This window comes from Rahnella inusitata, from assembly GCF_003263515.1.
Lineage (GTDB): Bacteria > Pseudomonadota > Gammaproteobacteria > Enterobacterales > Enterobacteriaceae > Rahnella > Rahnella inusitata.
The window spans coordinates 32046-44901 of the sequence record NZ_JYDE01000011.1; the positions used below are offsets into that span (position 1 = coordinate 32046).

10 protein-coding genes and 4 tRNA genes are annotated in these 12856 nt (G+C 54.2%); 10 read left to right on the forward strand and 4 right to left on the reverse strand.

The annotated features are described in order from the left end of the window. Positions 1 to 4 precede the first annotated feature (4 nt). The 10 genes from rffA (at position 5) to TU92_RS06675 (ending at position 7831) form a co-directional block, all read left to right on the forward strand. The gene (rffA, locus tag TU92_RS06630) at positions 5 to 1135 is read left to right on the forward strand and encodes a dTDP-4-amino-4,6-dideoxygalactose transaminase (protein WP_112165497.1); all 1131 of its coding nucleotides are present in this window, start codon (positions 5 to 7) and stop codon (positions 1133 to 1135) included. A gap of 1 nt (position 1136) precedes the next feature. Then, a complete protein-coding gene (gene wzxE / locus TU92_RS06635) occupies positions 1137 to 2387 on the forward strand; it encodes a lipid III flippase WzxE (protein ID WP_112165499.1) in 1251 nt (416 codons plus the stop codon). After that, entirely contained in the window at positions 2384 to 3466 is a 1083-nt protein-coding gene (locus TU92_RS06640; RefSeq protein ID WP_112165502.1) for a TDP-N-acetylfucosamine:lipid II N-acetylfucosaminyltransferase, read from the forward strand. Before wzxE ends, TU92_RS06640 begins: the two co-directional genes overlap by 4 nt. Beyond that, entirely contained in the window at positions 3463 to 4836 is a 1374-nt protein-coding gene (gene wzyE / locus TU92_RS06645) for an ECA oligosaccharide polymerase (RefSeq protein WP_112165504.1), read from the forward strand. The genes TU92_RS06640 and wzyE overlap by 4 nt, the downstream gene beginning before the upstream one ends. Then, positions 4826 to 5569 carry a lipopolysaccharide N-acetylmannosaminouronosyltransferase gene (wecG, locus tag TU92_RS06650; RefSeq protein WP_112165506.1) on the forward strand — a complete coding sequence of 248 codons (744 nt, stop codon included), beginning with the start codon at positions 4826 to 4828 and terminating at the stop codon, positions 5567 to 5569. The genes wzyE and wecG overlap by 11 nt, the downstream gene beginning before the upstream one ends. A gap of 244 nt (positions 5570 to 5813) precedes the next feature. Beyond that, positions 5814 to 7208 (forward strand): bifunctional threonine/serine APC transporter ThrP, encoded by a 1395-nt coding sequence (thrP, locus tag TU92_RS06655; protein WP_112165508.1) that lies wholly within the window; start codon positions 5814 to 5816, stop codon positions 7206 to 7208. Positions 7209 to 7351: 143 nt separating this feature from the next. Then, positions 7352 to 7428, forward strand: a tRNA-Arg gene (locus TU92_RS06660). 72 nt (positions 7429 to 7500) lie between these two features. After that, a tRNA-His gene (locus tag TU92_RS06665) sits at positions 7501 to 7576 on the forward strand. 31 nt (positions 7577 to 7607) lie between these two features. Beyond that, positions 7608 to 7693, forward strand: a tRNA-Leu gene (locus TU92_RS06670). A gap of 61 nt (positions 7694 to 7754) precedes the next feature. Beyond that, positions 7755 to 7831: transfer RNA gene (locus tag TU92_RS06675), tRNA-Pro, on the forward strand. A gap of 661 nt (positions 7832 to 8492) precedes the next feature. Here TU92_RS06675 and hemY read toward each other — a convergent pair. The 4 genes from hemY to hemC are packed head-to-tail and all read right to left on the reverse strand — an operon-like array spanning position 8493 to position 12545. Further along, entirely contained in the window at positions 8493 to 9689 is a 1197-nt protein-coding gene (gene hemY / locus TU92_RS06680; RefSeq protein ID WP_112165510.1) for a protoheme IX biogenesis protein HemY, read from the reverse strand. Between the two features lie 3 nt (positions 9690 to 9692). Next, positions 9693 to 10844 carry a uroporphyrinogen-III C-methyltransferase gene (gene hemX / locus TU92_RS06685; protein WP_112165512.1) on the reverse strand — a complete coding sequence of 384 codons (1152 nt, stop codon included), beginning with the start codon at positions 10842 to 10844 and terminating at the stop codon, positions 9693 to 9695. A gap of 13 nt (positions 10845 to 10857) precedes the next feature. Beyond that, complete coding sequence (hemD, locus tag TU92_RS06690) at positions 10858 to 11607, reverse strand: uroporphyrinogen-III synthase (protein WP_112165514.1); 750 nt, start codon at positions 11605 to 11607, stop codon at positions 10858 to 10860. After that, complete coding sequence (gene hemC / locus TU92_RS06695; RefSeq protein WP_112165516.1) at positions 11604 to 12545, reverse strand: hydroxymethylbilane synthase; 942 nt, start codon at positions 12543 to 12545, stop codon at positions 11604 to 11606. Before hemC ends, hemD begins: the two co-directional genes overlap by 4 nt. Positions 12546 to 12856 lie beyond the last annotated feature (311 nt).

Here is a 12856-nt window from a genome sequence, read left to right on the forward strand (position 1 = left end):
AACAATGATCCCTTTTAATGCGCCTCCGATCGTGGGTACTGAAATTGATTTCATGCGTGAGGCGATGAGCAGCGGCAAATTATGCGGTGACGGCGGCTTTACCCTGCGCTGCCAGCAATGGTTTGAGCAACGTTTTCATTGCCCGAAAGTGTTGCTGACGCCGTCCTGTACGGCTTCTCTTGAAATGGCCGCGCTGCTGCTCGATATCCAGCCCGGCGACGAAGTTATCATGCCGAGCTTCACCTTTGTTTCCACCGCCAACGCGTTTGTGCTGCGTGGCGCGAAAATCGTGTTTGTCGATATCCGCCCGGACACGATGAACATTGACGAAACCCTGATTGAAGCCGCCATCACTGACAAAACCAAAGTGATTGTGCCCGTGCATTACGCCGGAGTGGCCTGTGAAATGGACACCATTATGGCGCTGGCCGAAAAGCATCGACTGTTTGTGGTGGAAGATGCCGCGCAGGGTGTGATGTCCACCTACAAAGGCAAAGCGCTCGGCACTATTGGCCATATCGGTTGTTTCAGTTTCCACGAAACCAAAAACTACACTGCCGGTGGCGAAGGTGGCGCGACGCTGATTAACGACGCAAAACTCATCGACCGCGCGGAAATCATTCGTGAAAAAGGCACCAACCGCAGCCAGTTTTTCCGGGGGCAGGTGGATAAATATACCTGGCGCGATATCGGTTCAAGCTATCTGATGTCGGATTTGCAGGCCGCATATCTGTGGGGAAATCTGGACGCCGCTGAGAAAATTAACCAGCGCCGCCTGTGCATCTGGAATGAGTATTACGAAGCCTTGCAGGATCTGTCCGATGCCGGTCGCATCCAATTGCCGGGCATTCCGCAGGATTGCGTGCAAAACGCCCACATGTTCTACGTGCGTCTGAAGGATATCGAAGACCGTGATGCCTTTATCCGCCACATGAAAGCCGCGGATATTCTCACCGTCTTCCATTATATTCCGCTGCACGCCTGCCCGGCGGGTGAAAACTTTGGCCGTTTCGACGGCACTGACCGCTTTACCACGCAGGAAAGCGAACGTCTTGTGCGCCTGCCGCTGTTCTACAACATGACCGACGACACGCAGCGCCTGGTGATTGCGGCCATGCTGCAATACTTCGCCTGATATGTCGCTGGCAAAAGCATCTGTCTGGACCGCTGGCTCAACGCTTATCAAAATCGGGGCCGGGCTGCTGGTGGTCAAGCTGCTGGCCGTGGCGTTCGGGCCGGAAGGTGTCGGGCAGGCGGGGAATTTCCGTCAGCTGGTGACGGTGCTGGGCGTATTGTCCGGTGCCGGAATTTTCAATGGTGTCACCAAGTATGTCGCTGAACACCACGAAAATCCTGAGCAGCTTAAAGCGGTCCTTGGCACGTCATCATCGCTGATTTTAGGGTTTTCTACCCTGCTGGCGGCGGTGTTTCTGCTGGCGGCAGCGCCGGTAAGCGTCGGACTGTTTGGGCACGATCGCTATCAGGCTGTGGTTCGTGCCGTGGCCTTTATTCAGATGGGCATCGCCTACGCCAACTATTTTCAGGCCATCCTGAAAGGCTATCGCGATGCGATGGGCAATGCGCTGGCGGTCATCGGTGGCAGCCTGATTGGATTGCTTGCCTACCTGCTGTGTTTCAAACTTGGCGGTTATGAAGGCGCACTGGCCGGGCTGGCGCTGGTGCCTGCGCTGGTGATTATCCCAGCAGCGGGTATGCTGTGGCGGCGCAGATCCTTTCCGCTGGCGTATCTGAAGCCGGGCTGGGATCGGTTTATCGCCAGTCATCTGGGCAAATTTACGCTGATGGCGGTTATCACCTCCGTCACCATTCCGGTGGCCTATGTGATGATGCGAAATCTGCTGGCAGAACATTACAGCTGGAAAGAGGTGGGGATCTGGCAGGGTGTCAGCAGTATTTCCGACGCGTACCTGCAATTTATCACCGCCTCTTTCAGTGTGTATTTACTGCCGACGCTTTCGCGACTAAAAGACAAGCGGGCGATTTCCCATGAGATCGTCAAGTCGCTGAAATTCGTGCTTCCCGCCGTCGCTGCCGTCAGTTTTACGGTATGGCTGCTGCGGGATTTCGCCATCTGGCTGCTGTTTTCCAAACAGTTTATTGCGATGCGCGATTTGTTCGCCTGGCAGCTGGTAGGTGATGTACTGAAAGTCGGCTCGTATGTTTTTGGGTATCTGGTGATCGCCCGTGCGTCGTTGCGTTTTTATGTGCTGACTGAAATCAGCCAGTTCGCGTTACTGACCGGATTCTCACACTGGCTGATCCCGATTCACGGTTCCCTGGGCGCTGCGCAGGCGTATATGGCGACGTATATCGTCTATTTCGCGCTGTGTTGCACCGTATTTCTTCTTTATCGTAGACGAGCATGACAACGCTGATTCACGTTTTGGGATCTGACATTCCCCACCATAATGTCACCGTACTGCGCTTTTTTAACGACGTGCTGGCCGAATGCGCGCCTGAAAAGCTGATTTGCCATTTTATGGTGGCAGCGAAAGACGCGTCAGCGTTTGCTGCGTTCACGCGTCTGGATATTCGCGTTTATCCTGACAAAAAGTCGCTGGCGGCGGCGGCTATCGCCCGCGCGCAGGAGCGGACGCACCGCTTTTTCTTCCACGGGCAATTTAACCCGACGCTCTGGCTGGCCATCCTGACCGGCAAAATCAAATCGCAGCAGGTGAGCTGGCATATCTGGGGCGCGGATTTGTATGAATCGGCAGGCAGCCTCAAATTTCGGCTGTTCTATATGCTGCGCCGTCTGGCGCAGGGACGTATCGGGCACGTTTTTGGCACGCGCGGCGATTTGATTCATTTCCATCAACGGCACCCCCGTGTTCCCTCATCTTTACTCTATTTCCCGACACGCATGGATCCCGCGCTGACTCAGCCGGCAGATCTGCCGGAACCACAAGGGCCGATGACCGTGCTGGTCGGAAATTCCGGCGATCGCAGCAATCGCCACATTGAAGCCCTGCGATCCTTGCATCAGCAGTTCGGCCCGGATATCCGCGTGATTATTCCGATGGGCTATCCGGCCAATAATCAGACCTATATCGAACTGGTGCGGGCGGAAGCGTTGAAACTTTTCGCTCCTGACCATGTTGAACTGATGACCGATGCAATGGCGTTTGAGGATTATCTCAACGTGCTGCGTCGCTGCACGTTGGGCTATTTCATTTTTGACCGGCAGCAGGCGATTGGTACCCAATGTTTGCTGATCCAGTTCGGCGTGCCGTTTGTGGTCAGCCGCCAGAATCCGTTCTGGCAGGATCTGGCGGAACAGCATCTGCCGGTGCTGTTTTACGGTGACGCACTGGATGCGAATACCGTGGCCGAGGCGCGTCGCCAGTTGCTCAATACCGACCGGCAGAACATCGCTTTCTTTAACCCGAATTACGTTACCGGCTGGCAGCAGGCGCTGCTGCTGGCGGCGGGAGAGGCATCATGACGCTGGCACAGTTAGGTGGCCTGTCTTTGGTTTACGCGCTCTCGCTGCTGTTTATCCTGACGCTGACCTATAAAGAATTTCGTCGCGTGCGTTTCAACTTCAACGTCCTGTTTTCGTTGTTGTACCTGCTGACATTTTATTTCGGTTTTCCACTGACCTGTGTGCTGGTTTTCCAGTTTGATGTCAAAGTGGTGCCGGTGGAAAACCTGTTGCAGGCCATGCTCGCCGCCACCTGTTTCTACGGCATTTACTACGTCAGTTACAAAACGCGGCTGAAGGCCAAACGTGACGGGCCTTCACGGGCGATATTCACCATGAACCGGGTGGAGACGCACCTGACGTGGATCCTGCTGGCGCTGATCGCTGTGGTAACGGTCTCTGTCTTCTTTATGCACAACGGTTTTTTGTTGTTTAAGCTGAAGTCCTACAGCCAGATTTTTTCCAGCGACGTCTCCGGCGTGGCCCTCAAACGCTTCTTCTATTTCTTCATCCCGGCCATGCTGGTGGTATTTTTCCTCAAGCCGGATGTGCGCCGCTGGCTGTTTTTCCTCGCCAGCACCGTTGCGTTTGGTTTCCTGACTTACGTTATCGTCGGCGGCACACGCGCCAACATTATCATCGCTTTTGCGTTGTTTCTGTTTATCGGCATTGTGCGCGGCTGGATCTCGTTGTGGATGCTGGCGGCCGCAGGCGTGCTGGGGATTGTCGGGATGTTCTGGCTGGCGCTGAAGCGCTACGGCCTGAACGTCAGCGGCCCGGAAGCGTTTTATACCTTCCTGTATCTGACGCGCGATACCTTCTCGCCCTGGGAAAACCTCGGCCTGTTGTTGCAGAACTACGACAAAATTAGCTTCCAGGGTCTCGCACCCATCGTGCGTGACTTCTACGTCTTTATCCCCGGCTGGCTGTGGCACGACCGTCCGAGTGTGGTGCTTAACTCTGCCAACTATTTCACCTGGGAAGTGCTCGATAACCATTCCGGTCTGGCGATTTCCCCGACGCTGATTGGATCGCTGGTGGTGATGGGCGGCGTGTGGTTTATTCCGCTCGGTGCCGTCGCTGTGGGCATGATCATCAAGTGGTTTGACTGGCTATATGAGAAAGGCAAAGCTGATGCGAATAAGTATAAAGCGGCGATTCTGCAAAGTTTCTGCTTCGGCGCAGTCTTCAATATTATCGTGCTGGCCCGTGAAGGCGTGGATTCCTTCTTCTCACGGGTGGTGTTTTTCTGTGTCGTGTTCGGTGCCTGTCTGATCGCAGCCAAATTGTTGTACTGGATGCTGGACGCTGCGGGGCTGATCCGTGCCAAAATGCCGCGCAATGAAAACCCCATCGGGACGGTAGCTGTCAGGAAAGCCAATGAACTCTGAAAAAAATAACATTCCACACTACGACATACGCGGGATAAGCCTCTGGGGCTTTCGCGATATGGCGCATTTTCTCGATTATTTGTTTGCCGGTCATCAGGTGAAAACCGGTGCGCTGGTGGCAATGAATGCTGAGAAAGTACTGACCGTCGAAAGTAACCCGGAACTCAGTACGCTGATTGGCCAGGCAGAATACAAATACGCAGACGGGATCAGCATTGTGCGTGCCATCCGCAAGAAATATCCCCAGGCGAAAGTGTCACGCATTGCGGGTGCCGATTTGTGGGAAGGCCTGATGCAGCGCGCAGGCGCAGAAGGGACGCCGGTATTTCTGATCGGCGGTAAACCGGAGATTCTGCAACAAACCGAAGACAAGTTGCGCGCGCAATGGAACGTCAATATCGCCGGCAGCCAGAACGGGTATTTCACGCCGGATCAGCGCGACGCGTTATTTGAACGGGTGAAAGCCAGCGGCGCGGCGATCGTGACCGTCGCGATGGGCTCGCCGAAGCAGGAAATCCTGATGCGCGACTGCCGCCTCGTTCATCCGGACGCGCTGTATATGGGGATCGGCGGCACCTACGACGTGTTTACCGGCCATGTGAAACGCGCCCCGAAGATCTGGCAGAAGATGGGGCTGGAGTGGCTTTACCGCCTGATTTCGCAACCGAGCCGTCTGCGCCGTCAGCTGAAGCTGCTCAAATTCGTCCGCTATTACTATACGGGAAGTCTGTAATTATCTTCGCCGTCCTGAATAAACCTCAGGGCGGCGCGTCACCTCTCATTTCTCACTTCTCCTCTCTGCAATTTGCAGTCTGTCTTGCCTATCAATGCGTATCTTTCTCAATTGTGGTTTGCAACTCATCTGAAAATACGAAACCATAACGCCGTTTTTCCGCGGTCTGCGGGGGATCTCACAATAAAAATAACATTCCGGTCATTCCGGAAGGCAAACACCAACACAGAGAAATTGAGGATCTATGGCGAATCAAGAAGAGAAGGGTGGGCTACACCGCGGGCTGGAAGCCCGGCATATTGAGCTTATCGCGCTGGGCGGTACCATTGGTGTCGGACTGTTTATGGGCGCGGCGAGTACGCTGAAATGGGCGGGGCCTTCCGTGCTGCTGGCGTACATTCTGGCGGGGATTTTTGTCTTCTTTATCATGCGTTCAATGGGCGAGATGCTGCATCTGGAGCCGGTGGCCGGGTCATTTGCGGTTTATGCGCACAAATATCTCGGGCCTTACTATGGCTATCTGACAGCCTGGAGCTACTGGTTCATGTGGATAGCGGTGGGGATTTCAGAAATCACCGCTATTGGCGTCTACGCGCAATACTGGTTCCCTGAATTACCGCAGTGGATCCCGGCGCTGATGGCTGTGGCAATTGTCGCTGCAGCCAATCTGGCCGCCGTGAAACTTTACGGTGAGATGGAATTCTGGTTTGCGCTGATCAAAATCACCACCATCATTGTGATGATTGTGGTCGGTCTGGCCGTAATCTTCTTCGGTTTCGGTAATCACGGTGAACCGGTTGGCTTTGCCAATCTGACCGCGCACGGCGGTTTCTTCGCCGGTGGCTGGAAAGGGTTCCTGTTTGCGTTGTGTATCGTCGTGGCGTCTTATCAGGGTGTCGAACTGGTGGGTATTACCGCTGGTGAAGCGAAAAACCCGCAGGTGACGCTCAAGCGTGCCATCAACAATATCCTGTGGCGTATCCTGATTTTCTACGTGGGCGCGATTTTCGTCATCATCACCATCTTCCCGTGGAATGAAATGGGGACGCACGGCAGCCCGTTCGTGCTGACGTTCGCGAAGATTGGTATCGCCTCGGCGGCGGGCATCATCAACTTTGTCGTGCTGACGGCGGCGCTGTCCGGTTGTAACAGCGGCATGTACAGCTGCGGGCGCATGCTCTATGCATTGTCTAAGAATCGCCAGTTGCCTGCGTTTTTGAGCAATGTCTCGAAAAGTGGCGTGCCGGTGTACGGCATTGCTATCACCATTTTATGTCTGCTGGTCGGCTCATGTCTGAACTACCTGATCCCGAATCCTGAGAAAGTCTTCGTCTACGTTTACAGTGCCAGCGTCCTGCCGGGCATGGTGCCGTGGTTCGTGGTGCTCATCAGCCAGCTGCGTTTTCGTGAAGCACATAAAGAGAAACTGAAGAACCATCCGTTCAAATCAATTCTGTTCCCTTATACCAACTATCTGACGCTGATTTTCCTGACCTGCGTACTGGTGGGCATGGCGATTAACCCGGATACGCGCATTTCTTTGCTGGTAGGCGGTATTTTCATCGCGGGAGTGTCCCTGATATACTTCGGCCTTGGCATGCATAAGCGTGCTGCGCTGATGACGGAAAAGGCAAAATAACGTCGTAAGTCATGGGTGGGGAAGGTAAGGCGCTTACTTTTAATGCGTATTGGACAAAGCGTAATCAAACGCAATATTTCTGATAAAAAGCACTAGACAGCTAGTCGTTAAAACCGTAGTATCCCCACCCGCAACGGCGCTAAGCGCCCGTAGCTCAGCTGGATAGAGCGCTGCCCTCCGGAGGCAGAGGTCTCAGGTTCGAATCCTGTCGGGCGCACCATTAAGTTTGCGCTAGAGTTGCGGTGGTCTTGTTTGAAGTTGAACGGTCCACGATGTAGAAAAGTTTGAAATGGTGGCTATAGCTCAGTTGGTAGAGCCCTGGATTGTGATTCCAGTTGTCGTGGGTTCGAGCCCCATTAGCCACCCCAAATTTTTTAAATGATTTTGTGATTGTGACATGCGATGGTGGCGGAATTGGTAGACGCGCTAGCTTCAGGTGTTAGTGTCCTTTGGATGTGAGGGTTCGAGTCCCTCCCTTCGCACCACACACACAAAAAGCATTTAAATGATGCAGTTAGCGTCAAGAAGTAGTAAGATGCACGACATCGGCGAGTAGCGCAGCTTGGTAGCGCAACTGGTTTGGGACCAGTGGGTCGGAGGTTCGAATCCTCTCTCGCCGACCAATTCGAATAAAGAGCCCTGCAGAAATGCGGGGCTTTTTGTTATCTGCGATTTGATCAATTCCCTTTCCACACCTGTTGTTGCCTTTCGGCGACTTCATACCTTCATTTTGTCTCTGTATTGAGACGCTTATATCATTGATAAAATAGGGTAATTTCATTTTCATTCTGTGGTGTCGTCATCAGGAGACAGATCAGGGGCTATGGCAGGAGATTCGCGGAGGTTTGAAAAAGTACGCGTGTTTGACGAATAATAAAAACCTTGATAATCATAACGATAAAATATTTCGCCTCAGGTCTTGCCAGAGTGGCACGCGTCCTGCAATATTCCCGCCGTAGATGCTCATTCCACCCATTATGTTTGCTCCGGCTTCATAAACCTGGGAATGATGCAGAGCCAATTTATAGTGCCTATTGTCACCCTGACCGATAACGCTTCGGCATTATCATGCAGATGACAAAACGTTGAGTGAGGCACTCACTGTTGTTCTGACCTGATTGTTTTAGACACCTGACATTGTGCAGGTGTTTTTTTTTGCCCATACCCGCCATCCTTGGAGCCGCAGATGTGTTGGCCGCCTGCCTGCGATTCCTATGATTCAGGGTATAAGTTTGATGACGTAAAAAAGGCTCCCGAAGGAGCCTTTCTGATAGCGCGATGTCTTTACGGTTGCTGCGAGTTGTTCAGCGTTAACATCAGCCCTTCACGGCGCATCTCCGCCGCTTCAGCCGGCTTGTGCAGTTTATCTAACGCATCCGCCAGCCACGCATAGTCATACGCGTCAGGACGCTGTTTCAGCGCCTCACGGAAGGCTTCGCTAGCTTGCATCCATTCACCATGCTTCATCAGCAACTGACCGAGCGTACTGCTCAGCAGCGGCGTGGTGCCGTTTTGCTTGATCAACTGACGCAGCGTTTTTTCCAGCTGTTCCGGATCCCCTGAACGCAGCTTCGGCATCAGCGCGACCAGACGATCGTCGTACTGACGTTTCAGTCCGTCGAGGATCACTTCCTGCGCCAGATCCTGATCGTTACATTCAATCAGATGCGTGGCCATCGCGACCTGCAACGCGACTTCATGACGGGTTTTACGATTCTGATCTTTCCACCAGCGCTTCAGCCCATCGCTGCCTTCTTCAGCCATCAGCTGATTCATCATGCCGATATAAGCCTGTTCCTGCAGAACGCGGATTTCGTCATCCGTATGGATATCCGCTTTCGCCATGGACGGCAGAATTTCCAGCAGCGATCCGTACGCGCCGGTGCGCAGATAAGCCTGCTCTGCCAGTCGTAGAATTTCCGGATGACGCGGCGACTGGCCGAGTAAACGGTCTACGCCGTGACGCGCGGCGTGAATTTCGCCCTGCGCCAGCTGGATTCGTACGCGGGTGATATCCACTGGCATCTGGTCGGTATCGGCGATTTCTGCCGCGCGCTCCAGATACTGATTGGTACGGATGGTGTCGCCACGTTGCTGTGCCGCTTCCGCTGCCAGCAGGTAGTTCACCACCGGCTGATCGGCGTGGTCGGCGTTGCGCGCCAGCAGTTTTTCCATCTTACGATGATCGCCTTCTGCCAGCTTGAGCATCGCCTCTTTGGTCTGCTTACGCGCTTTGGAGCTTTTGCGCCCAGCAAACCAGCCGCGGGTACGCGCGCCGGTGCGCAGAACGCGGCGCAGGATCCATTCGATGAAAAACAGCACCAGAATCAGGACGATCAGCATAATCACTAAGCCGGTCACGCTGGTTTCGATGTTGTAGTTATCGGTCTGAATCAGCACATAGCCCTGATGGCCTGCCAGCATCGGTCCGACGATAATCCCGGCAAACACAATCAGAAATAACACGAAAACTCGTAACATGCGTTATTCCCCCTGCGTTGCGGCGGCGGGCTGCTGAAGCAGATTACGCACGCGGGTTTGCATCAGTTTTTCCAGCATCGGCTGGCTTTTCAGCTGATCCGGCACGTCCATCGAAATGGATTGCTGGCTGAGATTATCCAGTTCTTCCAGGAACGCTTTGGTCGAGGGATCGGTCGTATCGAAATAGGCACGAACCCACGTGGATACGCTTTCCAGCGACTGTTTGTAGACTTCATCCTGATGACGCGGAACGGCCTGCGCTGCGATCAGCAGTCGGGAGCGGATATTCTCGCGCAGATAGACGTCCTGATTCGGTGCCAGCAGCGGTTCAGCTGTTGAATCACGGCGGCGGATGGTGATGAAATCATCCATAAAGTTGTGCCAGCTTTTGGTCAGGTTCTGCCGCCATTCGGTCAGTGAACCAGACAGGCTGGTGCTGTCGCTGTCCATCGGTGAATCGTCGGTATCGTTATCGGCCAGGCGGAGATTATCCACCTGATTCGACAGCTGATTCAGCTTGAGAATAATGCCGTCGAAATCGACCTGTGTGACCGCAGACAAACTGCTCACGTCTTCATTGAGCGCGCGGCGCACTTCAATCAGGCTTGGATCGTTCATGTCCGCAAGGCTGGCGTCGGCGCTTTTCAGCAACGCTGCGGCGGTAGTGACATCCTGATCGCTCCACAGTTTGCGACCGGCCAGTTTCACCAGATAATCGGCCTGAGCCAGTAACCAGGTTTTGGCATCGCTGCCGGAAATGCTGGCGACTTTATCCTGCAGTTCGTTCAGCTGACGGCCAAACGACGCCTGCTGGCGATCGGCGGCCTGCTGGGTTTTCTCCTGCTGAGCCAGCAGGGCAGCGATTTGCTGTTTATCCTGTTGCTGACTTTTTTGCAGGCTGTCGAGTTGTTCAGAAAGCGATTCATCCGAGGCGGCCTGAGCCAGCGCCTGCTGGTGGCCGTGATAGTAAAGACCCGCGCCGAGCGCGATCACTAACACAATGGCGATAGCGCCCAGGACGGGCGCAGTACGCTGCTTTTTACGCAGGGTTTTCAGCTCCTGATCCCGTTCAAAAGCATCTGGCTGGGGGCTCTCAACCGCCGGGGCGATAACAATTTCATCATCCGGAGCGGAAGGATTTTTTTGTTCCGTCATTTTGGCACTTCCCTTAGTCAGGTAATTGTAATGCGCGAATCAGCGCATCATTGTCTGCATTCTCGGCAACCCGAATAGCGCTCCAGCCGAGCTGGCGGGCGAGGATTGCCAAACGTTCACTGACCACCACCAGGCTACAGCGCAGTAACCATGAATGTCGGTAATAATCAGGAACTAACGTATACAACTGTTGCAGCATTTCACCGCTGGTCACCACCAGCGTATCCACACCGGCGCGTTGCCATACGGCACTTTGCTCGCTGGCGTCGTAGTGGATCGGGCTGCGCTGATAACACTCGCAGTACGATACTTCGACGCCGCGTTCAGTCAGCGTTTCCGCCAGTTTTTCGCGTCCGCCATTGCCGCGTAAAATCAGCGCTTTCTTGCCATGAATACGCTGCAAAGACGGAAGGTTCAGCAACATCTCGCTGGTTTCGCCATCCTGGGGATAGAGAACCGGCAGACTGCTTGCACGATGAAACAGCAGGCCGGTGGTGCGGCCAATCGCGTAATAATTCACATTGCCCGGCCAGCGGGTGGCGGACTGACGTAATGCGCGATCGGCGTAGTTCACGGCATGTTGTGACAGCACAAATACCAGATCCTGCTGATCTAAAGAGGATAGCAGGTTCGGCAGCATAGCGAGTTGGCTCCCCGGCGCAAATTCAATCAGCGGGGAATGGAAGGCGACCCGACCCAGAGCGCGCAGCCGGCTGACCAGCATTTCTCCTGCGGGAGAAGGACGGGTAACCAGAATGGTCATTTTGGTGCGTTCCCCTGATAGACCTCTTGCAGAATTTCACGTGCACCGTTTGCCAGCAACTCATCAGCCAGACTGATGCCCATGCTTTCCGCACTGGCCGCAGGACCACGGCGTTCGCCGCAAACCATCTGACTGCCGTCCGGTGCGCCAACCAGCGCACGCAGCCATAGCTGGTCGCCTTCAAGTTCAGCGTAACTGCCGATCGGCACCTGACATCCGCCTTCGAGGCGCATGTTCATGGCACGTTCCGCCTGAACGCGCAGCGTGGTTTCACGGTGCGCCAGCGGGGCGAGTAATTCGCGGGTGTGATGATCGTCGAGACGACATTCGATGCCGACGGCACCTTGCCCGACGGCGGGCAGGCACTCTTCCGGGGTCAGCGCTGTACGGATGCGGTTTTCGAGCCCCAGACGTTTCAGGCCAGCGACGGCGAGAATAATGGCATCATAATCGCCGTTATCCAGCTTGGATAAACGGGTGCCGACGTTACCACGCAGATCGCGGATTTGCAGATCAGGTCGTTGCTGACGCAGCTGGCACTGGCGGCGGAGGCTGGATGTACCGACCACACTGCCATGCGGCAATTCGGCCAGAGAGGTGTAATGGTTGGAGACGAACGCGTCGCGCGGGTCTTCGCGTTCACAAATCGTCACCAGCCCCAGACCTTCCGGGAACTCGACCGGTACATCTTTCATAGAATGCACGGCAATATCCGCACGGCCATCGAGCATCGCCAGCTCAAGTTCTTTCACAAACAACCCTTTGCCGCCCACTTTGGCCAGCGGGGTATCTAAAATGATATCGCCCTTGGTGACCATCGGAACCAGTTCGACCTGCAAACCGGGGTGACAAGCCATTAACTGGCTTTGAACATATTGTGCCTGCCACAGAGCCAGCGGGCTCTGGCGGGTGGCAATTCGAATGATTTTGTCTAACATGTTTGTTACCGTTTATCTGTCTCTGTGACCATCCTACCACTGACAATAGAAAGCTGTCAGCGTAAGAAGCCATTCGCAAAAGAAGGGTAACGGGCGTAAAGGAGATTTGTTCTGTTTGACAGCAAACGGTAAAATCGAGAGAAGCGGAAGAGTAATTGTGGTGCGTTACTTTCTTTACGGTCAATCAGCAAGGTGTTAAATTGATCACGTTTCCAGCAATAATTCGTCAACTATTTGCACAATCGCGGTTGTTCAAAGCATAAGCATCACGATAAATGGCGGATTTGGAACGGGGTTCTTTCCAGACACTG

Coding starts and splice junctions, on each gene's coding strand:
- rffA (WP_112165497.1), top strand. CDS start 5: ATGATCCCTTTTAATGCGCCTCCGATCGTGGGTACTGAAATTGATTTC.
- wzxE (WP_112165499.1), top strand. CDS start 1,137: ATGTCGCTGGCAAAAGCATCTGTCTGGACCGCTGGCTCAACGCTTATC.
- TU92_RS06640 (WP_112165502.1), top strand. CDS start 2,384: ATGACAACGCTGATTCACGTTTTGGGATCTGACATTCCCCACCATAAT.
- wzyE (WP_112165504.1), top strand. CDS start 3,463: ATGACGCTGGCACAGTTAGGTGGCCTGTCTTTGGTTTACGCGCTCTCG.
- wecG (WP_112165506.1), top strand. CDS start 4,826: ATGAACTCTGAAAAAAATAACATTCCACACTACGACATACGCGGGATA.
- thrP (WP_112165508.1), top strand. CDS start 5,814: ATGGCGAATCAAGAAGAGAAGGGTGGGCTACACCGCGGGCTGGAAGCC.
- hemY (WP_112165510.1), bottom strand. CDS start 9,689: ATGTTACGAGTTTTCGTGTTATTTCTGATTGTGTTTGCCGGGATTATC.
- hemX (WP_112165512.1), bottom strand. CDS start 10,844: ATGACGGAACAAAAAAATCCTTCCGCTCCGGATGATGAAATTGTTATC.
- hemD (WP_112165514.1), bottom strand. CDS start 11,607: ATGACCATTCTGGTTACCCGTCCTTCTCCCGCAGGAGAAATGCTGGTC.
- hemC (WP_112165516.1), bottom strand. CDS start 12,545: ATGTTAGACAAAATCATTCGAATTGCCACCCGCCAGAGCCCGCTGGCT.